The organism is Casimicrobium huifangae (genome assembly GCF_009746125.1).
Classification (GTDB): domain Bacteria; phylum Pseudomonadota; class Gammaproteobacteria; order Burkholderiales; family Casimicrobiaceae; genus Casimicrobium; species Casimicrobium huifangae.
This window is the reverse complement of sequence record NZ_CP041352.1, coordinates 3,684,003-3,710,680: the sequence shown is the minus strand read 5'-3', so window position 1 is coordinate 3,710,680 and position 26,678 is coordinate 3,684,003. Positions and strand designations below refer to the sequence as shown.

The following is a 26,678-nucleotide window of genomic DNA, read 5'->3' as shown; positions in this document are numbered from 1 at the left end:
CGTCATGACCTTCCCACCCCAACGGCCGGGTCGCCTGCAGAAGGCGCCCGAATTTTTCCTGACCCGCGACGCGATGACGCTGTCGCGCGACGACCGCCGCAGCTTCCTGCGCAAGGCTTTCCTTGCCGCCGGTGGCGCTGCCGGCGCACTGGCGTTGCTAAAGGGCGCCTTTGCGGCTGACGTCGGCGAGGGCGATCCGGCGATCCTGAATTTGCCGGCGCACACCAAGGGCCTCGGCCAGCCAGTCGCCGCCCGCCCCTACGGCTTGCCGTCCAAACATGAAGAAAACCTGCAACGCCGCGAGAGCCCAGGCCTCACCCGCGTGGGCGCAGCGAGCGTGAGCTTTGCGCCGCTGCAGGGATTCTTTGGCATCATTACGCCGAGCGGGCTGCACTTCGAGCGCCATCATCAGGGCTGGTGGGACATTGACCCGGCGCAGCATCGCTTCATGATCAACGGCCTGGTCAAGCAGGCCAAGGTCTACACCATGGACGACCTGATGCGCATGCCGTCGATCTCGCGCATGCACTTCATCGAGTGCGGCGCCAATACCGGCATGGAGTGGGGCAATGTCGCGGTGCCGACAGTGCAGTACACGCACGGCATGCTGTCCTGCTGCGAGTTCACCGGCGTGCCGCTGAAATGGCTGCTCGATGACTGCGGCGCCGATTTCAAGAAGGGCAAATTCGTGCTTGCCGAAGGCGCCGACGGCAGCAGCATGACGCGCACCATCAACATGGCCAACGTGCTCGACGACGTGATGGTCGCCTACGGCATGAATGGCGAAATGCTGCGGCCCGAGAACGGCTACCCGCTGCGCCTGGTGGTACCCGGCGTGCAGGGCGTGTCGTGGGTGAAATACCTGCGCCGCATTGAAGTAGGCGACCAGCCCTACGCCACCAAGGATGAAACGATTCATTACGTCGACCTGATGCCCGACGGCCAGCACCGGCAGTACACCAGCATCCAGGAAGTGAAGAGCGTGATCACCTCGCCGTCCGGCGGTCAGGTGCTGATCGACAAGGGCTACTTCAACGTCACCGGCATCGCCTGGAGCGGTCGCGGCAAGATCAGAAAGGTCGATGTCTCGGTCGATGGTGGCAAGAACTGGCGGACGGCGCGGCTGGAGACACCGGTCCTCGACAAATGCCTGACCCGCTTCAATATCGACTGGACTTGGGACGGTGGCGACGCCATCCTGATGTCGCGGGCGACGGACTCGACCGGCCACGTGCAGCCCTCGATCACGGAGCTGCGCAAGGTGCGCGGCACCAAGTCGATTTATCACAACAACTCGATTCAGAGCTGGCTCGTCTCGGCCAACGGGGAGGTTAGCAATGTTCAGGTGGGTTAACCGATTGCTGGTGCGTGCATATGTAGATACGCAGATGAACGCTCCCCTCTCCCCTCGTGGGAGAGGGGCGGGGGAGAGGGGGCGTTTGACCTTGCGACGCCCGATCCCTCTCTCCCTAACCCTCCCCCACCGGGGGGGAGGGAACACGAGATTGTTGCAAGCCGCGCTCGTGAGTGCGCTTGCTTTTGCGAGTGCCCACGCCGACTCACCGCAACTCGCCAAACTTGGCCGCCCGGCCACGCCGGCCGAGGTCAAGGCGTGGGACATCGACGTGCGGCCCGACTTCACCGGTTTGCCGCCGGGTGCAGGGACGGTGGCGCGCGGGCAGGAAGTGTGGGAGTCGCGCTGCGAAAACTGCCACGGTGCGTTCGGTGAATCGAACGAAGTGTTCACGCCCATCGTCGGCGGCACCACTGCCGAAGACGTGAAAACCGGCCACGTCGCCTCGTTGCGCAGCGACACTGTGCCGCAGCGCACCACGCTGATGAAAGTCTCCGAGCTTTCGGTGCTATGGGATTACATCAACCGCGCGATGCCGTGGAACCAGCCGAAGAGCCTGACCACCGACGACGTTTACGCGGTGGTCGCCTACATCCTCAACATGGGCGGTGTGGTGCCATCGGACTACGTTCTGTCCGACAAGAACATGCAGGCCACGCAGAACCGCCTGCCCAACCGCAACGGCAAGACGCGCGAGCACGGCCTGTGGGAGCAGGGCGCCAAGCCCGACGTGCAGGGCTCAAGCTGCATGACCAACTGCGCGCCGAAGGTCACGGTTACCAGCCATCTGCCCGACTACGCTCGCAACGCCCACGGTGACATTGCGCTGCAGAATCGCACGCTGGGTGGTGTGCGTGGCGCAGAAACACTGGAGCCGGCGCCGCAAACCTTCGTCGCACTCGCTGCCCGCAACAGGGGCGCAGCCGCTGCCACCGGTGGCGCGTCGGACCCGATGAAGATGGCGCAGGCCCACGCCTGCCTCGCTTGCCACGGCATCGGCAACAAGATCGTTGGCCCGGCGCTGCTTGACGTGCACAAGAAGTACGCCGCGCAACGGCCCACGGACGCCATCCGACTGCTGACGGTGCGCATCAAATCGGGCGGCAGTGGCGCCTGGGGAAGTACGGCGATGCCACCGCAGGATCATGTGCCGGACGCTGAAATCCGCGCCATCGCGGAATGGATTGCCGCCGGCAAGTTCCAGTAAGGGTGGCATACCGATATACGGACAAACACGCAAAGGCGCCCGCAGTACAGCGCCTAAAATTCAACCAAATCAGGTTTTTGGAGGTAGCAACGATGAACTCAATTGATACCGGGCGCCGTCAGGCGCTCAAGACCGGCGGCAGTTTTGCCGTGGTCGTCGCCGCCGTCAGTGCGGGTGTGTTGCCGGCATCGGCGTTTGCGGACTGGAACAAGGCCGCGTTTGACGCCAAGTCCTTGAATGATGTGGTGAAGGCCTTGGGCGGCTCGGCCGTAGAAAAATCCGGCGACATCGCCATCACCGCGCCGGACATCGCTGAAAACGGCGCCGTGGTGCCGATCGCGGTTGCCAGCAAGATCGCCGGCACGCAGTCGATCGCGATCCTCGTCGAGAAAAACCCGTACGCGCTGTCAGCACAGTTCGACATTCCGGCGGGCACCGAAGCCAACGTGGGCACCCGCGTGAAGATGGGCCAGAGCTCCAACGTGCACGCCGTGGTCAAGGCCAACGGCAAGTACTACGTGGCCACCAAGGAAGTCAAAGTAACGCTCGGTGGTTGCGGCGGCTAATCGACAACCGGCTGCAGCGCCGTGATGCTGCGTTGTCGGCCCGCTGGTGTGCCTGGGCACACGGCGCGCTCCGACGCCTTGCCTGACGGCGCTTCGCGCGGTTGTCAGGCACCAGAAGTTAGAGGAGAAAGAACATGGCAGATCCGATGCGCATTCGCGCACAACTGAAAGACGGCGGCATCACCGAAGTGCGTGTGCTGATGGCCCACATCATGGAAACCGGCCAGCGCAAGGATGGCGCGGGTAACGTGATCCCGGCCCACCACATCCAGAACGTGACGGCAACGTGGAACGGCAAGACTGTGCTCAGCGCCCAGCTCGGCCCGTCGGTATCGCAAAACCCGGTGCTGAACTTCAGCTTCAAGGGCGGCGCCAAGGGCGATAAGGTCATCGTGACCTGGACCGACAACAAGGGTGACAAGCGCACCGACGAAGCGGCAATCTCGTAACCGCAAGCAGTAGGGCGGGCATTGCCCGTCAGTCCCACGCAAGGCGGGCAATGCCCGCGCTACGGCGCTGTCGCCGACAAAAATCAAGTTTGCTTTTAAGGAGGAGTTAGGTGAAAGCAAAACTGCTGGCGGCATTGCTCGCCGCGTCCGCATTGCCGTTGATGGCGCAGGACGCACAGAAGGAAATCGAACGCTATCGCCAGTTGCTGGCGGATGGCAACCCGGCCGAGCTGCTCGAAATGCGTGGCGAGGATTTGTGGAAGCAGAAGCGCGGCCCGAAGAATGCCTCGCTTGAAGCCTGCGATCTGGGCCTCGGTGCCGGCAAGGTGCAGGGCGTCAATGCCGTGCTGCCGCGCTACTTCGCCGACGTGGATCGCGTGATGGATCTCGAATCGCGCATCGTGCATTGCGAAGTCACGCTGCAGGGTTTCACGATGGCGGAGCTGACCAAGCGCCCGCACTCGTTGAACCAGAGCGAACGGCAAACCGATCATGAGGCACTGGTTGCCTACGTCGTCGGTCAGTCACGCGGCGCCAAGGTAAACCTGCCGCAGAGTCATCCGAAAGAGCGTGAGTCATTCCTGCGCGGCGAGAAGATGTTCTTCTTCAAGGGCGGCCCGTATGACTTTGCCTGCGCCACCTGCCACGGTGTGGATGGTCAGCGCATCCGCCTGCAGGACCTGCCGAATTTCCAGAAGGCTGACAACGCGCAGCGCGCGTTCACCACCTGGCCCGCGTATCGCGTGAGCCAGGGTGCAATGCGCACCATGCAGTGGCGCTTGCTCGACTGCTTCCGCCAGCAGCGCATGCCCGAGATGGAGTTTCTCTCGCAGGCCTCGATCGACCTGATCACCTATATGGGCGTGAAGGCGAAAGACGGCACCATGGACGCACCCGCGATCAAGCGCTAAACCGGACCCGAAGGAAACATCATGAAGAAGCAATTTGTGATCGGTGCCGGTCTCGTCGCTACCGTTGCAGCCGCACTCGTCGGCTGCGCTACCGGCCCGTCATCGCCGCCCGCCGCCAAGGCACCAACCGACGCCGAGATCGTGGCCATCATGAAGGCCTCGTTCAAGGACTCGCCCTCGGCGCGCCTCACGCGGCTGGATCAGTCGCCGTTGCAGCAGGCCTGCACCGAAGCCTCGCGCACCGGCAAACCGCTCGACGACAAGCTGCGGGAGCAGTTGCAGGCGGCCGCGATGGCCTCGGTGAAGTATCCGACAGACGGCAAGTATCTTGGCGACTGGAAGCGCGGTGAAGCCATCGCGCAGAACGGCCGCGGCCTGCAGTTCAGTGACGCACCCGGCGCGACCGCGGGTGGCAACTGCTACGCCTGCCACCAGATCGACAAGGCCGAAATCGCGCACGGCAACATTGGCCCGACGCTGTGGAACTACGGCAAGAACCGCGGCCAGACCGAGCCGATCCTGAAGTACACCTGGACGCGCATCTGGAACACCCACGCCTACAACGCCTGCGTGAACATGCCGAGGTTCGGCGATGCCGGCATCCTGACCGAAGCGCAGATCAAGGATGTGATGGCGCTGCTGCTCGACCCAGCAAGCCCGGTGAACAAGTAACCGTTGTTGAACGTGGCGCAAGTGATCAATTCCCCCGTTCGTGGTGAGTTCGTCGAACCATGAACGCCGCTGGTTCCCTCTCCCTTGAGGGGAGAGGGTTAGGGAGAGGGTGACGGTGAAATGAAGTTCGCTCTTTGCAACGAACTGCTCATGCCGCAGGGCAGTCACTTTCTTTGCTTCGCCAAAGAAAGTAACCAAAGAAAGGCGACCCCAGGGATTCGCCTGATTCCTGCGGTGCTCGCGTTTCGCGGGATGCGTTGGACGTCGTGCGGACGCGATGCTCACGCATCGCCAATACACGACGACAACGCATCTTGGACCGCGAAACGCTCCGCTCCTCGGGGCGAATCCATGGGGATCCCTGTCGAACCCCAGTTTGATCGCTTCGCGATGGGGAGCGGAACCCGGATGCGAGCATCCGGGCTACGTCGCTCCGACTGGCCTCGATGAGGCTTCGCCTTTGCACTTTCGATGAAGATTTGGCGACTGCGTGGCGCCTGGCCTTTGCTCAAGAACCCTCGGTGATAGCTGAGGTCGGAGACATCCTGCAGCACAACGCAGATGCCATTATCAGTCCGGCAAACAGTTTTGGTTTCATGGACGGCGGCATCGACTTGGCGTATTCGCACTTCTTCGGCTGGGGGGTTGAAGAGCGGCTGCGCGCAAGAATTAATTCGGATTTTGCAGGAGAGCTGCCGGTCGGATGTGCGCTAGTCATACCGACAGAAAGTCACGCAATTCCATATCTTGTTAGTGCGCCGACTATGCGTGTGCCTTCCAGAATTCACGGTACAGCGAATACTTACTTGGCGTTTCGGGCCGCATTGCTTGCGATCCGACAACACAACCAGCAAGCTCATACTCAAATTGCGTCGGTACTGGTACCAGGACTGGGCGCCGGGGTTGGAATGGTTCCGCCAAACGTTGTGGCGCGCCAAATGGCTGCCGCATTTCGTGAGGTAGAGCGCGGCGAAACGGCATGGCGGTCAACAGCGAAAGGCGTACTCGCACAACATAGAGGCTTGCTTGAAGAATGACGGCAATGTACGGAGGTAGCGGCTTAGCCAGGATGCTCGCATCCGGGTTCCCGTGAACTTCATCGCGAAGCGATCAAGCTTTGGTTCGACGGATCCCCATGGATTCGCCCCGAGGAGCGGAGCGGCAGGCGGTCCAAGCGGCGCAGCATGAGCCCACTGGTTGCGCGTCAGCGCAACATTCGGGCGATTTCTGCGACGCCCGCCTGACGCGAGCACCGCAGGAAACAGGCGAATCGTTGGGGTCGCCTTTTTTGGGTTACCTTTTTTGGCGAAGCAAAAAAGGTAACTGGCCCCGCGCGGCCACGAAGCGCGCTGGTTATGGACCAACCACCTTTGCGATGAACAAGATTGGTTGGTAGCAATTTGGGTGCAATGAGATTGCACCCTACGGTTTACGGGTTCATGGTTCGACTTGCGTTTACTCCTTAGCTTGTCGAAGGGTCACCACGAACGGCACTTAGGACTGGATTCCCGCCTTCGCGGGAATGACACGGGATAGATAAATATGGAACGACGCGAATTTCTGAACATCCTCGCCATCGCCGCTGCGGCAGGCGCAGCGCTTGACAGCAAGGCGCTGCTGGCCGCCACGCCTTCGGCGGTGGACAAGTTCTACGACTTGCCGCGCTTTGGCAATGTGCACCTGCTGCACATGACGGATTGCCACGCGCAGTTGAAGCCGATTTACTTCCGCGAGCCGCGCGTCAATCTGGGCTTTGGCAGTGCGCTGAACCAGCCGCCGCATCTGGTCGGTGAGCATCTGCTGAAGGCGTTCAACATCCGTCGTGGTGGCCGCGACGCGCATGCTTTCAGCTACCTTGAATTCGAGGCCGGGGCGAAGGCGTATGGCAAGGTGGGTGGCTTTGCGCATCTGGCGACGCTGGTCAAGCAGTTGAAGGCATCGCGCCCCGGCGCGCTGCTGCTTGATGGTGGCGATACCTGGCAGGGCTCGGCGACGGCGCTGTGGACCAACGGGCAGGACATGGTGGACGCCTGCCTCGCGCTCGGCGTGGACGTGATGACCGCGCACTGGGAGTTCACGCTCGGTGCCAAGCGCGTGCAGGAGATCGTGGAGAAGGACTTCAAGGGCAAGGTCGATTTCGTGGCCAACAACGTGAAGACGACGGACTTTGAGGACCTCGTCTTCAAGCCCTACACGATGAAAGAGATGAACGGCGTGCCGGTCGCCATCATCGGCCAGGCTTTCCCCTACACGCCGATCGCCAACCCGCGCTACATGACGCCCGACTGGTCGTTCGGCATCCGCGAAGACGACATGCAGAAGACCGTCGACGAAGTGCGCGCCAAGGGCGCAAAGGTCGTGGTGCTGCTCTCGCACAACGGCATGGACGTGGACCTCAAGCTCGCCTCCCGCGTGCGCGGCATCGACGCCATCTTGGGCGGCCACACGCACGACGGCGTGCCCGGCGCGATCCCGGTGAAGAACCCCGGCGGCACCACGCTGGTGACCAACGCCGGGTCGAACAGCAAGTTCCTCGGCGTGCTCGATTTTGACGTCAAGGACGGCAAGATCGCCGACTTCCGCTACAAGCTGCTGCCGATCTTTTCGAATCTGCTGCCGGCCGATGCCGCGATGGACGCGCTGATCACCAAAATCCGCGCGCCCTACGAAGCCAGGCTCAGCGCCAAGCTCGCCACCACCGATGCCATGCTCTACCGTCGCGGCAATTTCAACGGCTCGTTCGACCAGTTGATTCTTGATGCGCTGATGGAAGTGAAAGGCGCCGAGATCGGCTTCTCGCCGGGCTTCCGCTGGGGCACGACGCTGCTCTCGGGGCAGGCCATCACGCGCGAGCACCTGATGGATCAGACGGCGATCACCTACCCCTACACCACCGTCACCGACATGAGCGGCGAGATGATCAAGACGGTGCTGGAGGACGTCGCCGACAACCTGTTCAACCCTGACCCGTACTACCAGCAGGGCGGCGACATGGTGCGCGTGGGCGGCCTGCAATACACCATTGACCCGCTCGCTGCGCAGGGCAAACGTATCACCGAAATGCGGCTGAAGGGCACACCGATTGACGCCGCCAAAACCTACAAGGTCGCCGGCTGGGCACCGGTGGCCGAAGCCGCGCGCGATGCCGCCATCGCCAACAAGACCGAGCCGGTGTGGGACGTGGTGGAGACCTGGCTCAAGTCAAAGAAACGCATCACCGCCCGCAAGCTCAACGTGCCGCGCATCTTGAACGCTGAGGGCAACAAGGGCATTGCGTGAGTGGAAATCCTGTCATTCCCGCGAAGGCGGGAATCCAGACCGAGGGTTCGCCGCAACCCGTTCGCGGTGAACCTGTCGAACCATGAACACGAGAAATACCAGGTCCATCAAGGCAAAAATTGGTTGATCGGCTTTTCGCTGAAATACCCGTTCCAATTGGGCTCAGCACATTAAATTGCATAAAGTCGACTTCAAGCCATTTCGCTACTTAAGCCCAGTGCAGACGCCATTTGAAAGAAAAGACGTACCCATGAATCGCCGCCAATTCGTCCAATCCATCGTTGTTGCGCTGACCGCTGCCACCACCTTCCACGCCACCGCCGCCAGCGTCGGCGACGCAGTCACGCTGCCGCCCGTCACGCTGATCGACGGCACAGTGCTCAAGCCCGAGCACTGGAAAGGCAAAGTGCTGATCGTTGAGCGCTTCGCCACCTGGTGTCCGTTCTGCAAAGTGCAGAACCCGAAGCTCGAAAAACTGCTGAAGGCGAACAAGAGCAAGGGCCTCGAAGTGCTCGCGCTCTCCATCGACAAAAACGCTGCCGAAGTGCCGAAATACATGCAGCAGCACGGCTACACCTTCAATGCCGCGATGATGACGCCCGAGTGGCAGCGCGTGCTCGGCGACGTGAAAGGCCTGCCGGTCATCTGGGTGATCGGCCGCGACGGCAAGGTCAAACAGGTCGAAAGCGGCGAGCTGCTGGACGAGGACGTCGCCGAACTCGCACGCTGGCTATAATTTCAGGCTGACTGGGTTTCGCCCAGTCGCGCTCTTGCCGGGGTGGCGGAATTGGTAGACGCAGCGGATTCAAAATCCGCCGCTAGTGATAGTGTGCGGGTTCGAGTCCCGCCCTCGGCACCAACCGGATTCAAATGTCCGGTGGACATTTGAATCCGGTTGGGTCAAATGCAAGCGCTCCAAAGCCTCCCCCTATCTGCCGGTCACGGACGCAATAATGCGTCGAAACAGTTACGTGCATTGCAACGTGCAAGGTCGCGCGAAGCGCGCAGACCGAGGCGTGAGCGCAAGCGAGCGCCGCATCGTGCAGATTGTCCGGTGGACATTTGAATCCGGTTGGGTCAAATTTGAGCGCTCCAAAGCCTTCCCCTATCTGCCGGTCACGGACGCAAAGATGCGTCGAAATCGTCACGCCCATTGCAACGTGCAAGGTTGCGCGAAGCGCACTGATCGGGACGTGAGCGCGAGCGAGCGGCCAGCCAGCACCAACCCCAACGAACTAATTGCTCACCCGTCACCGCCGGGCGCTGACTAGCCCTGTCCACCACACGCCACCGCGCAGACCATTAACAGCCATAACGTCTGAAACAGCTATAATGACTGCTGAAAAAATAGGCAATATCCGGGCAAACATGAAAACAATGACCTCGCTGCAGGCGCAAAACAGCTTCGGTGAACTGATTGATACCTCCCAGCGTGAGCCCGTGGTGCTCACTCGTCGTGGCCGTCCGGTGTCAGTGTTGATTTCTGCAAGCGGTGACCCGGTCGACCTGCAATATCAGTTCATGAAGACGCTCAGCGCGTTGATGCCACTCCGCGGCAAGGCAGCCGTCGCAGAACTCGATCGTGTGCTGGCGCCTGTTCGTGATCGAGCTGAGGCGGACGGGCTGACCGAGGAAAAACTTAATGCATTGCTCGACGCCCGGTAGCAGTGGTGGACAAACACGAGCTGCCGCGAATCATTCTCGACACCAACACGCTGATCAGCGCGGCAATTCTCCCGAGATCAATCACCCGGCAATGCCTTGATCTGGCGGTGGAGCACTTCGAACTGGTTGTCACCGTTGACACTTGGGGAGAATTCGAAACCCGCATCAAGCGGCAGCATCTACTGCGCTACTTTGACAACGAGCGTCATCGCGACGAGGTGGTCGCCACGTTCAACCGCGTCGTCCAGCATGTCGATTCGCACAGCATCGTCGCCGACTGCACCGATGCGGACGACAACAAATTTCTCGCGCTAGCGCTGGACAGCGGCGCAAAACTCATTGTGACGGGTGACCAAGACTTGCTCGTGCTTCACCCGTGGCGAGGTGTAGAAATCCTCAAGGCAGGTGATTTTGTTCGGAACTACACAGCGCGTTGACACGATTTTGTCTGCGTCCACAAGACCTGCTGGCCACGACTGGTTCTAACTTTGCCAGATTCAAAATCCGCCGCTAGTGGCAGTGTGCGGGTTCGAGTCTCGCCCTCGAACCAACCGGACTTCAAATGTCTGGGGACACCTGAAATTCGGTTTGTCAAATGTGAGCGATCCAAGGCCTCCCATATCCGCCAGATCAGGACGCAACCTCGTGTCGAAAGAGTTACGCCGGTTGCGTTAGGGAAGCCGCGCGCTAAGCGCGGCCGTGCTGGTATTGTCGTGGGGCGCGCGAACTATCGATACTGATTCATGCAATCGCTAGCGGCATAGCGCGGCGGTCTACTTCAAAGGAAGCCGGTATGGGCGAGGCTCTTGTTCGATCCCTTGCAAACCATATTGCGTCCGAATATGTGGACAAGACTTGGTGGTTCATCATTCTTGCGATTGCAATTACGGCCGTCGCGAACTATTTCGCTGCGTACTTTGGCGCTTACGGCCGCAAACGCGGTGAAGTATTGGCGACAAAGGCGGATTTTGAGGAGATCAAGGATCAACTTAAGAGCACCACGAAAGTCGCGGAAGAGGTGAAATTAGCGGTTGCGCACGACGACTGGATGTTGAGGGAGTGGAAAGCGTTGCGTCGGGTCAAGCTAGAGGAATTGGTCGAATCGGTTCACCAAGCAATGGAGTGGTTGGTTGTTGAGCAGCAACGTAGGTTCTTCACGAGTGACACTTCGCCAGTAACATCCCCTTTACCGCGCGTCGAAAGAATCACTGGTCTGTACTTTCCGGAAATGAGGGAGGCGATTGCCAGCTTCACTCAGCTTCATCAGCAAGCGATAGTCGAGTTATTGAGGGCTCAGGCGAATCTGCTGCCGGTTAAGAAACCAAGCGACGAATGGGTCATCAAGGTAAATGACCATCGATTGCGTTGGGAGGCCCACTATGCTGTGCAGCTTCGCAATGTGGACGAAGTCGAACACCAGGCGCGTGCCTTGATGGCGTCTATCGTGAGTGCTGGTGCACCGTTCAGGGAGCTGCCAAAGACGTGACGTGTCTCGGTCAACGAGATCGTGCATATTGGATTCTTTCGCGTGCTGCCCTATTGCGAGTACGTCAGCGGCCAAAAGCGTCGCAGAAAGAGCAAACCGCGATCGCGAAGCTGCAACCCGCCGTCGTTGAGCATGTTGCGGCGACAAACCGACAAAGTTGCGCGGTTTGCGGGTTCTTGGGCTTGCGGCGAATAGGGCCGGTTATCTCCGCAAAAATGCGGAAAATAATCTACATCCAGAAGGGCAGCGACTGACTCGCGTAACTTCGTGTGGGATTACGAACAGTACTGCCAATGCTCGCTCACAAGCGTTACCGCTGCGGGGCGACTGATTCGACGTATGGAAGGGCGGCGATGTGGCCTCCAGAGGAGGCGCTACTGGCAACACAGCGCGATGCGCTGAAGTTCCGCGAGATTGCCTTCGAGAGTCTGGTTCACGCTAGGCATGTTTGGCGATGCGAGTGGTTCAACCATCCGTTCACCAAATTTCGAATATCAGTGTTACGGGAGATCGAGGTAGAGCAACCGAGCGGCAGCGCGGCGCGATCACATCGCGCCGCCACCTCAGCGCCGCATCAAGCCGTAATTTCCTTCGCCGAAATCACGTACTTGAACGTGTCTGGTGACAGGGAATCGAACGCGCCGGACGCGTTCTCACCGTTCGGGTACATCAGGAACGGCAGCGTGCCTTTGGCGCTGCTGCCCGGCAGGCGGATGTCGTGCGCGGTGTTCCAGCCCACCCAGTTGCCTTCCCAGCGGCCAAACAGATTGGCGTGTACCGGCGCGGCGACGGGATGCTTCGGGTCCTTGATCCACTCGGCCGTTTCCTGGCGCATCACCTTGAGTACGTCGGCCGGGTCCATGGCCACCCAGCCGTGCGACTTCAGGTACACCTCGGCGCGGCAGTGCTGCGCGCCTTTCAGGTTGGCCGAGTTGGCGCCGAGCTCCTTGTACGGGAAGGCCGACGGGGCGAGACGCAGGCCGTAGACATCACGCGCCGGGATGCCCACCGCGCGGCAGAGGCCGACGAACAGGGCGTTGAGATCGGCGCATTTGCCGCCGAGGTTGCCGGTCTCCAGCATCGTCTTGATGTCGCCGGTGCCGCAGCCGCGCGTGGTGGGCTCGCGATGGCCGTTGGCAATCACCCATTCGTAGAGGGCGCGCACCTTTTCGATCTCGGTCTTGGCGCCTTTGGTTGCCTCGAGTGCAGTCTTGCGGACGACGCCGTCGATGGGCTGCAGCTCCGTGGGTCCGAGGTATTGCTTGAGCGAGGCGGCGTCAACGTCGGCCACAGTGCCGGGGCGCGTGACGTCAACCGAGCGGTTGCGCGTTTGCAGCTTGCTGGTGACGGTGAGCGTGGGCGCCGTAACGCCAGCGTCAAACTCGGCGTAAACCATGCGCACGCCGCGCGCCGGATCGTTCGCCAGGCTGGCGCGGGTGGCGTTGCCCGACCAGTCGTTGCTGAGGGTCTTCTGCCAGTCGGTATCGAGGTCCGGTACCGGCAGCCAGAGCTTGTTGACGCCCTTCGGCTCGGCAACCGTCACGGTCGTGGTCAGCTCAAACGTACGCCACGGGCCAGCGACTGGCTCAAACTTGCGCTCCTGTGCAAAGGCGGGGATCGGCAGCGCCGAGATCAGGCCAGCTTGCAGCAACTGGCGACGGGTGATGCTGAAATTCATCGTTTTCTCCGTAGATGACAATGGGACGGAAACTGGGTGATGCGACAGGGCTGTGGTGGCAGGACGTTGATTACTTTGCCCGCGATTCGAGCAATGGTCGCAACCAGCGCGCCGCATCCGGCCCGAGCCAGTCGACTTCACCGGTGACCGAGAAGCGGGCGCGGCCGGCGCGATCGACGGCAATGGTCGTTGGATAGATTTTGACACCGTAGTCGCGCGCCGTGCCGCCATCGCGGTCGCGCAGCACGGTGAGCGATAGCCCGGTCTGCTCGACAAAGCGCTTCACCGTGCCATCGGTCTCACGGAAGTTGATAGCCAGTACCTTGAGGCCGGCCGACGCGTGGCGGCTTTCAAGTAGTTCAAGCGAAGGCATTTCGGCACGGCACGGCTCACACCAGCTGGCCCAGAAATTGAGCAGCAACGGCCGGCCGCGCAACGAGGCGGGCGATACCGGCGGGCCGCTGAGCGCGTCGAGTTCGAATGCGGGTGTTGCGCGCCCTTGAGGCCAAGGTCGTGGCGTCGGTTTGGCCAATACAGGGCGTGGCGCCACGGCCGGGAGTAACAGCGCGGCGAGGGTGGTCAGGGCATGTCGGCGGTTCAAAGCAGCCTCGCCGATTTGATCAACTGCACTTTGTTCGACGGAAATTCACGGTTGCCGGAGAGTCGGCGTCGTGCGCTGAATCCTGACACTCTCGCGACATGCGTCAGCGAGCGTGCGCTCACACCAACGCGGCGAGGGCGCGGGTCAGCTCGGCCGCGGGCACGGCGCGGCAACCACTCGGGTTTTGTCCGGACCACAGCGGCGAGAAATCCCCCCTGCCTGCGGCCTCCGCCTTCGTGCGCAACGGTGCGACCGCTGCGGTCGCGAGCGGGAAGGCAGGCGCGACGGTGCTGATCGGGCCTTGCTCGCGCATGATGCGGTTGACGATGCCGCGGGCGGGGCGGCCGGTGAACAGATTGGTCAGCGCGGTGTGCTCCGCATCGCGGCTTTGCAATGCCTTGCGATGGAGGGCGCTGGTGGTTGCTTCGTCGCAGAGCAGGTAGGCTGTGCCCACCTGCGCGGCGATGGCGCCCAGCCGCCGCACGGCGGCGACGCCCTCGGCATCGGCAATGCCGCCCGCCGCGATCACTGGCTTGTCAACCGACCGGACGATCTGGCGCACCAGCGGCAGCGTGCCGATCTGTGTGGTGAGGTCGTCGCTGAGGAACATGCCGCGATGACCGCCGGCCTCCAGCCCCTGCGCGATGATGGCATCGACGCCGCGCGCAGCCAGCCAGCGCGCCTCGGCCAGCGTGGTGGCGGACGAGAGAATCTTCCCGCCCCAGGCGCGGATGGGCGCCAGCAAGTCATCCGGCGGCAAGCCGAAGTGAAAGCTCACCACCGGCGGCTTGAACGGGGCGATGATCTCCAGCGCCTCGGGGCTGAACGGCATCCGGCCAGGGCCAGTCGGGATGCTGGCGGCGTCGATGCCGAACTCGCGGTAGTACGGGGCCAGTGACTCGCGCCACGCGGCCTCGCGCGCAGCATCCGGCACCGGCGGCGTGTGCGCGAAGAAATTGATTTGATACGCCTTGATCCCGGACGTGGCGATCGCGGCCAGCTCGGTGCGCAGCGCGTCGTGCGTCAGCATCGCGCAGGGCAGACTACCAAGGCCGCCTGCCTGCGACACCGCGATGGTCAGTGCACTCGCCTGCACGCCCGCCATCGGCGCCTGGATGATGGGGAGCTGGATGCCGAAAAGTTCTTGCGCGTTCATGCAGCGATGCTAATGCAGCGCGGCTGGCCCTCGGCAACGCATGGAAATATCAGCGCAATCGATAGCCTGCGTGACACGCAACGCAGGTGGCTGTGACTTGCGCCAGCGCCTGCACTGCAGGTTTGAGGTCACCGGTCGCGCCGCTGTTCTGCGCCTCGACCGCGAAGCGGCTGGCACTGCGGTGCATGGCCTCGCCCGCCGCCTGCATGCCAGCGGGCATGTAACGCGCCACATCGTGTGCGCCGTGTGACTTGAGCGAGGACATGCCAAGCCGTTGCTCCGCCACCGCCGACGCGGTGTCGAACTTGCCTTCGGCCAGCGCGATCTGAATTTCGGCAAGCGCCTTCAGGTGGTCGCGCATATTGCTCAGGGTATGCGCACGCAGCGGCTCTGGAAACACCACCTCGGTACGGGCGTCAATATCGGACGTGCTTCCGTGGTTGTGCAAACCCTGATCGCCAGCGCCCGGTGCGTGGCTGCAGGCAGCGAGCGTGGTGGTAGCAAGAACGATAGCAGGGAAGAAGGCTCTCATAAGCGCCGCTGAAGAATTGTTTGACAGGCGGGAAGATAGGGGTTGGCGCCGTCCGGACATATGATTGCGGTCATACACCTTCATTGACCGGCGAGGGAGCCGCGCATGAGCGCTGAGGAAGCCGACCCGCTGCTGAACGCACTACAGGCTGCGCTGGCGCGTGCGCAGGTGCCGGCGCCGCGGCACCTGCAAGTGGCGGCCGGTAAGACCCTTGCGCGAGCCGGGCAAGCGCCGGCCTGGCTTTACTACGTTCTGAGTGGTGAGGTGCGGCTGATTCGCCACACGCCAGACGGGCGCGTGGCTGTCATGCAGCGTGTGCAGCGCGGGCCGGTGGCCGAGGCCAGCCTGGAGAGTCGACGCTACCACTGTGATGTCGTGAGCGCCACGGCGACATGCGCACTGCAGCTGCCGATCAACACGCTGCGTGAAGCGATTGACGCAGAGCCCGAGCTGCGCCAACTCTGGATGCAACGCCTCACCCGTGAAGTGATCCGCTTGCGGGCGACCGTGGAACGTTTGAGCCTCGATACCGCCGTTGATCGCATCGCTCACGCCATCACGCTTGATGGCCGCGACTTCAGCCTGACCCTGCGTGGCACCCGCCGGCAGTGGGCGGAAGAGCTCGGACTCAGTCACGAAGCGCTGTATCGGGCGCTGCGACGAATGAAGGACGAGGGCAGGCTGGCGGAGCCGCAGCCGGGGCGGTTTCAGTTAATGCGGTGAGCCGGGCGACGGTGCGCCGAACGTACGACCGGCTTTGCCGCGAGCGAGATTGCCGATGCCGATGCCGACGTCGGGCTGCGGTGGAGTCGCTCCTGCAGGGCTAGCGGATCAGGCTTCGAGCCCGAGCAGCCGCACCGCGTTGCCTTTGAGAATCCCTGGCATCACCTCGGGGCGGAACCCTGCTTCCTCGAAGTCCTTCATCCAGCGCTCGGGTGTGATCAGCGGATAGTCGGAGCCGAACAGCACGCGGTCTTTCAGCAGCGTATTGGCGTATTGCACCAGTTGCTTCGGAAAATACTTCGGGCTCCAGCCGGAAAGGTCGATCCACACGTTCGGCTTGTGGGTCGCGACCGAGAGCGCCTCGTCCTGCCATGGAAAGCTCGGATGCGCCATGACGATCTGCATGTCGCCAAAGTTCACCGCCACGTCGTCGAGATGCATCGGGTTGGAGTATTCGAGCCGCAGCTTGCCACCGCAATACATGCCGGACCCGATGCCGCTGTGCCCGGTGTGAAAGATCACCGGCAGCTTGTGCGCGTTGATCACTTCGTAGAGCGGCCAGCACATGCGGTCGTTCGGGTGAAAGCCCTGCACGGTCGGGTGCAACTTGAAGCCCTTGATTCCTTCTTCCTTGATCAGCCGCTCGGCCTCACGGGCGCCCATCTTGCCCTTGTGCGGGTCGATGCTGGCAAAGGCGATCATCATGTCGCTGTTCTCTTTGGCGGCGGCGGCGATCTCTTCGTTGGGAATACGCTTGCGTCCCAAGTTGGCTTCGGCATCCACGGTGAACATGACCAGCCCGATCTTGCGCTCGCGGTAGTAGGCAACGGTCTCGGCAATTGTCGGTCGGCGGCTGGATCGGAAGTATTTGTCCGCCGCGCGGTCGTATTCCTCGCCATAGGCGTCGAACGGGTTCCAGCAGCTTACCTCAGCGTGGGTGTGGATGTCGATGGCGATCAGGTCTTCGTGTTTCATGGCTATTTCTCTGCCTTCAACGCCGGTGCAGAAGGCTCCGGCTTGTAAATCTTGCGCAACAGGCGCATCAGGGTGGTCCGCTCTTCAGGGCTGAGCGGTGCGGATACTCGGTCTTCCAGATCGCGCGCGGCGGCCTCGGCTTCGCGCATCAGCTTCTTGCCATCGGTGCTCAGATGCAAGCCAATGGCACGGCCGTCATCCGGGTGCGGCTTGCGCACCAGCAGGCCGCGCTTGTCGAGGTCCGATACCAGCTTCACCAGATTCGGCGGCAGGATACCCAGCGTGGCACAGAGCTGCCGCGAGGTGATGCCGGGATTGTGGGTGATCAGCGAGAGCACCGAGAAATCCACTGGCCGCAGCCCGTACACGCTCATGCGTTCGAGAAACGCCTCGATGATGGTGAGCGCAGCGCGGCGGGCGTTGTAGCCCAGCAGTGATTCGAGAAACGAGGTGTCGATGACGCTCTCGTTGCTGGCGCCCGGCGGGGCGTCGCCAGCGGTGCGGTTGAAAGTGCGGATACGGCGGGACATACGGCTTGCAGGCCTTCGCTCAGGCGCCAGGCTTCACGATGTTCGGCAGACTGTCATCGTGGAGGGCAGTTACCGTTGCCGCGCGATGGGTCAGCACGGCGCGCTGATTGATCGAGCCTTTGTCGGTGATCTCTCCCTTGTCGAGCGACGGCGGATCGGCGAGCAGACAGAGCCGTGCGACGCGGTTGGCGCTGCCGGTGGCGCTCTCGGCAAGCTTGTTGATCACCCCCTGAAAGTGATCGAGCACCGGTTTCGAGGCCAAAACGTCTGCCAGCGACGCGCTCTCGGGCAGGGCGGAAAGCTTGCGCACAGCGGGCACAATCGGGATCAGCATGGCGCCGACTTCGTGCTCGCCGTGGCCGGTGATGACCGCGTCCTGCACGTAGGGTGCACCCGCAGCGATGATCTTGCCGCGCAGCGGGCCGACGCTGACGAAGGTGCCCGTGGCGAGCTTGAAGTCCTCCGCGATGCGACCATCGAAGCGGATGCCGCGATGCAGGTCATCCGGGTCGCTCCATTGCACGGCGTCGCCCGAGCAGAAGAAGCCTTCGTCATCGAACGCCTCGCGCGTGGCGTCGGGGTTGCGCCAGTAGCCCGGTGTGATGTTGGGTCCCTTGTAGCGCAGCTCCAGCTTGCCGCTGTTGGGCGAGAGTTTGATCTCCATGCCTGGCGTCGGCAGCCCGAGTTCGCCTGCACGGATGTGCGGGCTGGTGACGAAGATCGCGAACGGCGCCGATTCCGTCATGCCCATGCTGGTGGTCATCACGATGCGCTCGCCCACTTCCTTCTCGGCGCTGGCGTAGAGGCTGTCCCAGATCGGCTGCGCCAGCGCGGCGCCGGCGTAGAAGAACATGCGGACGCGGGAGAGCAGCGTGCGGCGCAGCTGGTCGTCGCTGCGCATGGCGTGCGCGATCAGCTCAAAGCCATTGGGCACGTTGAAGTAGAGCGTCGGCGCCACTTCGCGCAGGTTGCGCAGGGTTTCATGCATCAGCGCGGCTGTGGGCTTGCCATCGTCGATATAGAGCGTGCCGCCGTTGTAGAGCACCATGCCGAAGTTGTGATTGCCGCCGAAGGTGTGGTTCCACGGCAGCCAGTCCACCAGCACTGGCGGGTTGTCGGCATCGGCCAGCACCGGCATCGACTGCCGCATTTGCTGCTGGTTGGCGCAGAGCATGCGCTGGGTGTTGATCACCGCTTTGGGCAGCTTGGTCGAGCCGCTGGTGAACAGGAACTTGGCGATCGTGTCCGGCCCGGTGGCGGCGTGCGCGGCGTCCACGGCGGCGGTGGGCTGGGTCGCCAGCCAGTCGGCCAGCGCGACCACTTTGCCTGCGGTGCGCGATCCGGCAGCCGGGTCGTCACAGACTACCGGGATGTCGGCCGCGACCGTCGCATTGATAGCGCGACTGTAGCGCGCGAGATCGGCAGCGTAGACGACGCCCGGTGTAATGGTGCCAAGCACGTGGCGCAGCTTCTCAAAATCCTGGCTGACCAGCGAATATGGCGTCGACACCGGGCAATACGGCACGCCGACGTACATCGCGCCCAGTCCCAGCAGCGCGTGTTCGATACTGTTCTCTGAAAGGATGGCGAGCGGGCGATCCACGCTGGCGCCCGCGTCTAGCAGCGCCTGACCGATGCTGCGGACGGCTGCAAGTGCCTCGCCGTAGGTAACGACGCGCCAGTCACCGCGGGTGCCATCGGCGTTCTGTGCGCGACGCGCCAGAAACGGCCGCTCCGGCGCCACAGTTGCCCAGTGGGTCAGGCGATCGGTGATACGTGGCACGTGCTCGCCCAGCGTCTGGTCGGCACGGGCATAGGTGTGACCATCGCTCTCGCGCACGACGACGCGGGTGACACCGAACGCGAGCGGGCGGTAGCGGGGGCCGCTGGTTTGCGCACTCATGTTTCCTCCTTGGGTTCTGCGATGCGCCGGCCTGTCCTCTCAGTCCCGGCGCGATATGTCGGTGAGCTGTTGACTGAACTCAGGCCTTGACCTTCGGCCCGCGACCTTCGAGAAACTCGCGTACCCGCGCCTTTGCCTCCGGTGCACTTTGCGCAATGGCCGAAATCAGGCCTTCGGTCAGGTAGCCGTGGTCGGCTGGCTGTTCGGCGATGCGCGGCAGCGCGTGCATCAGCGAGTAGTTGGTCATCGGCGCGTTGGTGGCGATGCGTTCAGCGAGCGCGATCGCTTTGTCGAGCGCCTGGCCGGCAGGCACGTGATACTGCGCAAAGCCCAACGGTACCGCCTCGGCGGCCTTGTACACACGACCGGTGAGCATCATGTCGAGCATGCGGTGGGCGCCAATCAACTTCGGGATGCGCACCGAGCCGCCGCCACCGACGAAGATGCCGCGCGAGCCTTCCGGCAGCGCGAAAAAGGCGGTATCGTCCGCCACGCGGATGTGGCAGCTCGACGCCAGCTCCAGTCCGCCGCCTACCACCGCACCGTGCAGTGCTGCGACGACAGGAATACGCCCGAACTCCAGGTTGCCGAGAATGCGGTGCCAGCTCCGGGAGTGGTGCAGCCCCTCCACGGCGTCGCGCTCGCGGATCTCCGAGAGGTCGAGGCCGGCGCTGAAGTGGTCGCCACTGCCGGTGAGCACGGCGCATCCGACCGACTTGGGCAGCGCTGCGAACGCGGCGTCGATCTCGGCCATCAGCGCGTCGCTCAGCGCGTTACGCTTGGCCGGGCGCATCAGTCGCACCACCGCAATCGTGTCGCGAATTTCGACCGCTACCTCACTTGCCGAGCTGCTCATGGACAAGCCTCCTCCTTAATTGATTATTAAATGTAACTAATTTGTCCGATCGCAGCAAGTGTCCTGCTTCTGGCGACACTGGCTCCGCGGTGACTCGCGCCCCAATTCGGGCATTTCGTCGCACGTCTGCTGATGCGTTGATGATGGATGGGGAAACTATCGCCACGTTCCATGCTCGAACGTGCAGTCAGGAGAATCCTTCATGTCGAAACACCGCTCGCCTTTCGTCGCCCGAATACTGTCCAGCGCTCTGCTCGCGGCCGCCGCAATCTCGTTGCCCGGCATCACTGTGGCGCAGACAGTCGCAGCGCCGCCTGCGACTGCGACAGCAGCTGCACCGGTGACCACCCCGGCGACGGCGCCCCGCGTCTTCGCCCTGGTGGCCGCAGTTGGCGACCAGTTTCAATATGTGCGGCAGAAGGAATCGGTCGGCTCCAACTTCATTGACAACCATACGCGGCAGACCCTCAAGGTGCCGGATCACTCGTTGAACTACGCCGTGCTGCGCGGTCTGGATCGCGCGGTCGAGCTCGACTACCCAGGCGCCGAGCGCGTGCTGCTGGCGGTGAAGGGGGTGCCCGAGATCCAGGCGGCGCTGCCGCAGGACCGTGAGGCACTCACCATGAAGCATGTGCTGGGCGTGCTGGAAGCCAATCCTGCCCGCAAGGACTGGGACCAGATCATCGTGGTGGTGCCGAAGTGGCTGATGAGCGGGCGCCAGGGCATCGGCGGCAAGCTGACCGGCATCGGTGTTTACGTGCAGCCGCTCGGTGAAGAGATGGACAAGAGCGGCGATTTTGTCGATGATGTGGTGGAAGACACCGCGCGTGAACAGGTGCGTTCGCGTCGCTTTGTGGCACCGTACTTCTATGTGCAGGTGACGACGCTCGACGCCAAAACGCTCAAGGTCATCAAGAGCGAATCGCGCTACGACTTCCGCAAGATCGTCGACAAGGAATCGACCGCACTGGACGTTGCCGCGCAGTTCACCCCGGAGCAACTGGCATCGCACATGCAGCGCTTTGTCGAGACATCGGCGCTGAAAGCCGTCAACGAAAAGGCCGATACCGGCACCGTTCAGGTGGGGCCAGTCAAGACCGTCAGCACCGAGCCGGCGAAGAAGTAATCTGTGCCGCCGACGTGATGGTGGGCGCGTCAGTCGGCCGTCACCCATAAAATCAGGCGCTTCGATCATGGAGCGCCTGTCAAGTGCCCCCACCTACGTTACCGCCGGAGTCACGGCACTTCTCCCTTTCAGATTTTGATTACGCGCTGCCGCCCGAGCTGATTGCGCAGTTTCCGCTGCCCGAACGCTCGGCCAGCCGTCTGCTCGATGGTCGTGGCGACGCGCCCATTGATCGCAGTTTTCGTGATTTGCCCTCGTTGCTCGCGCCGGGCGATCTGCTGGTGTTCAACGACACGCGGGTGCTCAATGCGCGGCTGCGTGCTGCGAAGGCGAGTGGTGGCGCGGTCGAGATCCTGGTCGAACGCCTGCTTTCGCCGACGCTCGCGCTGACGCAACTGCGCGCCAGTCACGCGCCGAAGCCAGGCACGCGCTTGACCATTGTCGGTCGTGCAGACTCGCCAGTGCCCGCTGAAGTGACGGGCCGCGACGACCGGTTTTTTGTTGTGCAACTGCTCGATGGCAACGCCAACTTTGAAACCTTGATGCGCGAGGCCGGCGAACTGCCACTGCCACCCTACATGCAGCGCGCAGCAGGTGAGGGCGACACCGAGCGTTATCAGACGGTCTATGCGAGAAGCGAGGGCGCCGTCGCCGCGCCAACGGCGGGGCTGCACTTTGATGAAGCCACGCTGGCCGCCTGCCGCGAGCGCGATATTGCAATGACGCATGTCACGCTGCATGTTGGCGCGGGTACCTTCCTGCCGGTCAAGAGCGAGAACATCGTCGAGCACCGCATGCACCGCGAGCGCTATGTGCTGTCACAGCAGACGGTGGACGCGATCAATGCCTGCCGGGCGCGCAATGGTCGCGTCGTCGCCGTAGGCACCACCAGCGTGCGCACGCTGGAGGGAGCGGTGCGCGCCTGCGGGGAGCTGCGTGCGCATGAGGGTGAGACCGATATCTTCATTACGCCGGGCTATCAGTTTCAGGTCGTCGACCTCTTGCTGACCAATTTCCATCTGCCGAAATCAACCTTGCTCATGCTTGTCTCCGCGTTTTCGGGCTATGAGCACATTCGGGCGCTATATGCCCATGCGATTGCGCAGCGATACCGGTTCTTCAGTTATGGCGATGCCATGCTGCTCGCCCGCTCTTCCCTGTAGAGGGGCTCTACCGTGACTCGAATGCCCACTGTTTCACTGAGATCGCGGCGGAGCCGCTCCCACAAGGTCTGCCATGAAATTTGAACTCCTCGCCACCGACGGTCACGCCCGTCGCGGTCGCCTGCATCTTAACCACGGCGTGGTCGAAACGCCGATCTTCATGCCGGTCGGCACTTACGGCACGGTGAAAGCGATGACGCCGCAGCATCTGACCGACATCGGTGCCCAGATCATCCTCGGCAACACCTTTCATCTGTGGCTGCGGCCAGGCACGACCATCGTCGACCAGTTCAAGGGGCTGCACGACTTCATGGGCTGGCGTGGCCCGATCCTCACCGACTCGGGTGGCTTTCAGGTGTGGTCACTCGGCGAGCTGCGCAAGATCACCGAGGAGGGCGTGCACTTTGCCTCGCCGATCAATGGCGATCGGCTGTTTTTGTCGCCGGAAGTGTCGATGCAGATCCAGCGCTCGCTGAATTCCGACATCGTGATGCAGCTCGACGAATGCACGCCGGCGGACGCGACCTATGAGCAGGCGCAGGCGTCGATGCTGATGAGCCGGCGCTGGGCACAGCGGTCCAAGGATGAGTTCAACAAACTTGACAACCCGAATGCGCTGTTCGGGATTGTGCAGGGCGCGCTGTTTGAGCAGCTGCGTGCCGATTCGCTTGCGGGCCTCAACGACATCGGCTTCGACGGCATCGCCGTCGGCGGTCTGTCGGTCGGCGAATCGAAGGAGGACATGCATCGCATCCTCGATTTCATCGGGCCGAAATTGCCGACCCACAAGCCGCACTACCTGATGGGCGTCGGCACGCCGGAAGACCTCGTCTACGCGGTAGAGCGCGGGCTCGACATGTTCGACTGCGTGATGCCCACACGCAACGCCCGCAATGGCTGGCTGTTCACGCGCTTTGGTGACATCAAGTTGAAGAACGCCAAGTTCCGCGACGACCGGCGGCCGCTCGACGAATCCTGCAGCTGCTACACCTGCCGCAACTTCAGCCGCGCCTACCTGCATCATCTGAACAAGACCGGCGAAATCCTCGGCGCGATGCTCAACACGATCCACAACCTGCACTACTACCTGCGGCTCACGAAAGAAATGCGCGAGGCGATTGAGCAGCAGCGCTACGTGGCATGGCGCGAGCAATTCCATCGTGATCGGGCGCGCGGGACGGATTGAGCGCTGCCATGCCGTGAGTGGTGGTGCCGCGACCAGATTTGAACCGCCCCGGCGGGGCGCGGCGGAGCCGCTCCCACAATCCGCCGGCGATCATCGATTTGTGAGGGTAAGCGATGGACCGTAGAAGTTTTTCGCGCGCGACGCTGGCTGCGGCTGTCGCGGCCATTGCCGGCGCAGGCCATGCCCAGACAGCCCCTTACCCCAGCCGCACCGTGAAGATCATCGCGCCGGTTGCGCCGGGCGGTGGCGTTGATCTGGTCGCGCGTACGGTCGCCGAGCGGTTGCAGAAGGCGCTCGGTCAACCCTTCATCGTCGACAACATGAGCGGCGGCGGTGGCGTGATCGCGGCGCAAGCGACCATGCGGGCGCCCGCCGACGGCTATACGCTGATGCTCGGCTACGTTGCCACCCACGGCACCAACCCGGCGATGCGCAATATCCCCTACGATGCGGTGAAGGATTTCACTGCCATTGCGATGGTGGCCGGTACGCCGAACGTGTTGGTGGTGGGCAGTGGTGTGCCTGCGGCGTCAGTGAAGGAGCTGGTGGCGCTGGCGAAGAGGTCGCCACTGAGCTTCGGCAGTGCCGGGCAAGGTTCGCTGACGCACCTGCTGGTGGAGCAGTTCAAGCTGGCCGTGGACATTCAGGCGACACACGCGCCGTATCGCGGCATCGCACCTGCGATCACCGACGTGCTGGGCGGGCAGACGCAATTCATGATGCCTGGGCTCGCGGCAGCGTTGCAACACATCAAGAGCGGCAAACTGCGTCCGCTCGCGGTCACCGGCAACAAGCGTCACGCAGTCTTGCCTGAGGTGCCCACCTTTGAGGAATTGGGCTTTTCCGGATTCACGGCAGTGCAGTGGTATGGCATTGTCGGACCGGCCAAAATGCCGCTCGCCGTGGTAAGCAGGCTCAACGAAGAGATCAACCGCGCTATCGCGTTGCCGGAGCTGCGCGAGCGACTGTCGGGCGAGGCACTGGAGCCGATGCCGATGAGCAGCGCCGAGTTTTCGGCATTCATTGCGGCTGAGGTTGCGCGCTGGACCAAGCTGGTGCGTGAGCGCAATATTGAAATAGGCACTTAACCAGTTCCTCCGGTTTGCTCCTTCCCCCTTGGTGGGGGAGGGTTGGGGGAGAGGGGGATGGTCGCGGAAACAACTGACGCGGCTCTCCATTGCACGTACCCCCTCTCCCCGGACCCTCTCCCACAAGGGGAGAGGGAGTGGCAAGTGCATGTCATCTACCTACAGCCAAAAAAATCATGGCCCGCAATACTCAAGTCCACGCCGACCACAATCCGCCTCCCGTCACTCGCACGCTGGCGGAGTTCGTCGCGAATCATCCGTCCGGCGCTGCGGGCGGCTGGAGTGCCGCAGTCGATCACGAAGCGCACCGCACCTTTTTCAACTGGCTGGGCTGCGGCATCGGCGCGGCCAAACACGAGGCGGCAGATGCCGCGCTACGTGCGCTTGCCGTTATGCAGCCGGCACCGCAGGCGACGGTGCTCGGCCGCAAGGAACGGCTCGACATGGCGGGCGCCGCGCTGGTGAACGGCATCACTTCGCACACCTTTGATTTTGACGACACCCACCTGAAGACCATCATCCACCCGGCGGGCCCGGTGGCATCCGCCCTGCTGGCGCTGGCCGAGGTGACAGGGGCTTCGGGCCGTGCACTGATTGATTCGCTGGTGCTCGGCATCGATGTCGCCTGCCGCGTCGGCAATGCGATGTATCCCGATCACTACGACCGTGGCTGGCACATCACCGGCTCCACCGGCATGCTTGGCGCGGCGGCGGGTTGTGCGCGCATGCTGGGGCTCGACGCTGACCGCACGCAGATGGCGCTGGGCATCGCGGCGTCAACCCCGGTCGGGCTGCGTGAACAGTTTGGCACCATGACCAAGCCGTTTCACCCCGGCGCGGCCGCCCGTGCCGGGCTGCTCGCTGCCTTGCTCGCACGCGAAGGCTTTACGGCCAGCAAGCGCGCGCTGGAGGCGCCACGCGGCCTGATGCAGGTGGCGTCGACCAAGTGCGATTGGAACGAAGTCACGGATGAATTGGGTTCGCGCTTCGAAATCTCGTTCAACACCTACAAGCCGTTCGCCTGCGGCATCGTGATTCATCCGGCGATTGATGCCTGCGCGCAACTGCGGGCGGCGGGCGTACAGGCCGACGACGTCGAGCGCATTGAAATTGCCGTGCATTCGCTGGTGCTTGAGCTGACCGGCAAGAAGGAACCGAAGGACGGCCTGGAAGCCAAGTTCAGCGTCTACCACGGCTGCGCGGCCGGTTTGCTGTTCGGGCGGGCAGGCGAGGCGGAGTTTGCTGATGAGGTGGTGACTCGCGCCGACGTCGTTGCTGCACGGCGCAAGGTGGTGGCGACGGTGGACCCGGCGATTGACGAGGCGGAAGTCCGCGCCACCGCTGTGCTGCGAAACGGCGAGCGCCGCGAAGTGCATGTTGAACACGCAATTGGCTCGCTGCAGCGGCCGTTGAGCGACGCCGACCTGGAGCGCAAATTCACAGCGCTGGCCGAGCCGGTACTGGGTGCGGCTGCCGTTCATGAGCTGATGGCGCAGGCATGGTCAGTGGGCAAGTCGGCGAATCTGCGGGCGCTGGCGCAGCGGTCCGTTCCCGCGTAGCGCGAGTGCGGTA

At 62.8% G+C, this 26,678-nt stretch carries 26 protein-coding genes and 1 tRNA gene; 19 read left to right on the top strand and 8 right to left on the bottom strand.

Annotation, left to right across the window (positions count from 1 at the left end):
* The first annotated feature begins 4 nt into the window (after positions 1-4).
* The 13 genes from soxC (at position 5) to FKL89_RS16695 (ending at position 11,589) form a co-directional block, all read left to right on the top strand.
* A complete protein-coding gene (gene soxC / locus FKL89_RS16755; RefSeq protein WP_156863878.1) occupies positions 5-1,354 on the top strand; it encodes a sulfite dehydrogenase in 1,350 nt (449 codons plus the stop codon).
* 169 nt (positions 1,355-1,523) lie between these two features.
* Positions 1,524-2,561, top strand: coding sequence for a c-type cytochrome (locus FKL89_RS16750; RefSeq protein ID WP_238363401.1), 1,038 nt, complete (start codon positions 1,524-1,526; stop codon positions 2,559-2,561).
* Positions 2,562-2,653: 92 nt separating this feature from the next.
* Entirely contained in the window at positions 2,654-3,127 is a 474-nt protein-coding gene (gene soxY / locus FKL89_RS16745; RefSeq protein WP_156863876.1) for a thiosulfate oxidation carrier protein SoxY, read from the top strand.
* A gap of 134 nt (positions 3,128-3,261) precedes the next feature.
* The gene (gene soxZ / locus FKL89_RS16740; RefSeq protein ID WP_156863875.1) at positions 3,262-3,576 is read left to right on the top strand and encodes a thiosulfate oxidation carrier complex protein SoxZ; all 315 of its coding nucleotides are present in this window, start codon (positions 3,262-3,264) and stop codon (positions 3,574-3,576) included.
* A 161-nt stretch (positions 3,577-3,737) separates the two neighbouring features.
* Positions 3,738-4,487 (top strand): sulfur oxidation c-type cytochrome SoxA, encoded by a 750-nt coding sequence (gene soxA / locus FKL89_RS16735; RefSeq protein ID WP_156864763.1) that lies wholly within the window; start codon positions 3,738-3,740, stop codon positions 4,485-4,487.
* A 21-nt stretch (positions 4,488-4,508) separates the two neighbouring features.
* Positions 4,509-5,159, top strand: a complete 651-nt coding sequence (soxX, locus tag FKL89_RS16730) for a sulfur oxidation c-type cytochrome SoxX (protein WP_156863874.1) — start codon at positions 4,509-4,511, stop codon at positions 5,157-5,159.
* 446 nt (positions 5,160-5,605) lie between these two features.
* A complete protein-coding gene (locus tag FKL89_RS16725; protein ID WP_156863873.1) occupies positions 5,606-6,196 on the top strand; it encodes a macro domain-containing protein in 591 nt (196 codons plus the stop codon).
* A 505-nt stretch (positions 6,197-6,701) separates the two neighbouring features.
* A complete protein-coding gene (gene soxB, locus FKL89_RS16720) occupies positions 6,702-8,438 on the top strand; it encodes a thiosulfohydrolase SoxB (protein WP_181955205.1) in 1,737 nt (578 codons plus the stop codon).
* A gap of 250 nt (positions 8,439-8,688) precedes the next feature.
* Positions 8,689-9,174 (top strand): TlpA family protein disulfide reductase, encoded by a 486-nt coding sequence (locus FKL89_RS16715; RefSeq protein WP_156863871.1) that lies wholly within the window; start codon positions 8,689-8,691, stop codon positions 9,172-9,174.
* A gap of 36 nt (positions 9,175-9,210) precedes the next feature.
* A tRNA-Leu gene (locus FKL89_RS16710) sits at positions 9,211-9,297 on the top strand.
* A 473-nt stretch (positions 9,298-9,770) separates the two neighbouring features.
* A complete protein-coding gene (locus tag FKL89_RS16705) occupies positions 9,771-10,103 on the top strand; it encodes a type II toxin-antitoxin system Phd/YefM family antitoxin (protein WP_238363400.1) in 333 nt (110 codons plus the stop codon).
* Positions 10,104-10,108: 5 nt separating this feature from the next.
* On the top strand, positions 10,109-10,540 hold the full coding sequence (locus FKL89_RS16700; protein WP_162527559.1) for a putative toxin-antitoxin system toxin component, PIN family: 432 nt from the start codon (positions 10,109-10,111) through the stop codon (positions 10,538-10,540).
* 356 nt (positions 10,541-10,896) lie between these two features.
* Positions 10,897-11,589, top strand: coding sequence for a hypothetical protein (locus FKL89_RS16695; RefSeq protein WP_156863869.1), 693 nt, complete (start codon positions 10,897-10,899; stop codon positions 11,587-11,589).
* Between the two features lie 574 nt (positions 11,590-12,163).
* On the opposite strand, the gene FKL89_RS16690 is transcribed toward FKL89_RS16695, so the two are convergent.
* The 4 genes from FKL89_RS16690 to FKL89_RS16675 form a co-directional block, all read right to left on the bottom strand.
* On the bottom strand, positions 12,164-13,267 hold the full coding sequence (locus FKL89_RS16690) for a transglutaminase-like domain-containing protein (RefSeq protein ID WP_156863868.1): 1,104 nt from the start codon (positions 13,265-13,267) through the stop codon (positions 12,164-12,166).
* Between the two features lie 70 nt (positions 13,268-13,337).
* Complete coding sequence (locus FKL89_RS16685) at positions 13,338-13,817, bottom strand: TlpA family protein disulfide reductase (RefSeq protein WP_238363618.1); 480 nt, start codon at positions 13,815-13,817, stop codon at positions 13,338-13,340.
* 169 nt (positions 13,818-13,986) lie between these two features.
* A complete protein-coding gene (locus FKL89_RS16680) occupies positions 13,987-15,024 on the bottom strand; it encodes an NAD(P)H-dependent flavin oxidoreductase (protein WP_156863866.1) in 1,038 nt (345 codons plus the stop codon).
* Positions 15,025-15,073: 49 nt separating this feature from the next.
* Complete coding sequence (locus FKL89_RS16675; protein ID WP_156863865.1) at positions 15,074-15,556, bottom strand: cytochrome c; 483 nt, start codon at positions 15,554-15,556, stop codon at positions 15,074-15,076.
* Positions 15,557-15,661: 105 nt separating this feature from the next.
* Between FKL89_RS16675 and FKL89_RS16670 the strand changes: the two genes are divergently transcribed.
* Complete coding sequence (locus tag FKL89_RS16670) at positions 15,662-16,279, top strand: Crp/Fnr family transcriptional regulator (RefSeq protein WP_156863864.1); 618 nt, start codon at positions 15,662-15,664, stop codon at positions 16,277-16,279.
* A 108-nt stretch (positions 16,280-16,387) separates the two neighbouring features.
* On the opposite strand, the gene FKL89_RS16665 is transcribed toward FKL89_RS16670, so the two are convergent.
* The 4 genes from FKL89_RS16665 to FKL89_RS16650 form a co-directional block, all read right to left on the bottom strand.
* The gene (locus FKL89_RS16665; RefSeq protein ID WP_156863863.1) at positions 16,388-17,254 is read right to left on the bottom strand and encodes an amidohydrolase family protein; all 867 of its coding nucleotides are present in this window, start codon (positions 17,252-17,254) and stop codon (positions 16,388-16,390) included.
* A gap of 2 nt (positions 17,255-17,256) precedes the next feature.
* Positions 17,257-17,784 (bottom strand): MarR family winged helix-turn-helix transcriptional regulator, encoded by a 528-nt coding sequence (locus tag FKL89_RS16660; protein WP_156863862.1) that lies wholly within the window; start codon positions 17,782-17,784, stop codon positions 17,257-17,259.
* Positions 17,785-17,803: 19 nt separating this feature from the next.
* Positions 17,804-19,687: a feruloyl-CoA synthase gene (locus tag FKL89_RS16655; protein ID WP_156863861.1), complete on the bottom strand. Its 1,884-nt coding sequence runs from the start codon at positions 19,685-19,687 to the stop codon at positions 17,804-17,806.
* A 79-nt stretch (positions 19,688-19,766) separates the two neighbouring features.
* The gene (locus tag FKL89_RS16650; protein ID WP_156863860.1) at positions 19,767-20,543 is read right to left on the bottom strand and encodes a crotonase/enoyl-CoA hydratase family protein; all 777 of its coding nucleotides are present in this window, start codon (positions 20,541-20,543) and stop codon (positions 19,767-19,769) included.
* Positions 20,544-20,745: 202 nt separating this feature from the next.
* Here FKL89_RS16650 and FKL89_RS16645 point away from each other — a divergent pair, with 202 nt between their 5' ends.
* From FKL89_RS16645 to FKL89_RS16625, 5 genes are all read left to right on the top strand, one after another.
* Complete coding sequence (locus FKL89_RS16645) at positions 20,746-21,669, top strand: hypothetical protein (RefSeq protein WP_156863859.1); 924 nt, start codon at positions 20,746-20,748, stop codon at positions 21,667-21,669.
* Between the two features lie 83 nt (positions 21,670-21,752).
* Entirely contained in the window at positions 21,753-22,832 is a 1,080-nt protein-coding gene (gene queA, locus FKL89_RS16640) for a tRNA preQ1(34) S-adenosylmethionine ribosyltransferase-isomerase QueA (RefSeq protein ID WP_156863858.1), read from the top strand.
* Positions 22,833-22,905: 73 nt separating this feature from the next.
* Positions 22,906-24,018, top strand: coding sequence for a tRNA guanosine(34) transglycosylase Tgt (gene tgt / locus FKL89_RS16635; RefSeq protein WP_156863857.1), 1,113 nt, complete (start codon positions 22,906-22,908; stop codon positions 24,016-24,018).
* 113 nt (positions 24,019-24,131) lie between these two features.
* Positions 24,132-25,106 carry a Bug family tripartite tricarboxylate transporter substrate binding protein gene (locus tag FKL89_RS16630; protein ID WP_156863856.1) on the top strand — a complete coding sequence of 325 codons (975 nt, stop codon included), beginning with the start codon at positions 24,132-24,134 and terminating at the stop codon, positions 25,104-25,106.
* A gap of 176 nt (positions 25,107-25,282) precedes the next feature.
* Positions 25,283-26,665, top strand: coding sequence for an MmgE/PrpD family protein (locus FKL89_RS16625; RefSeq protein ID WP_156863855.1), 1,383 nt, complete (start codon positions 25,283-25,285; stop codon positions 26,663-26,665).
* Positions 26,666-26,678: the final 13 nt, after the last annotated feature.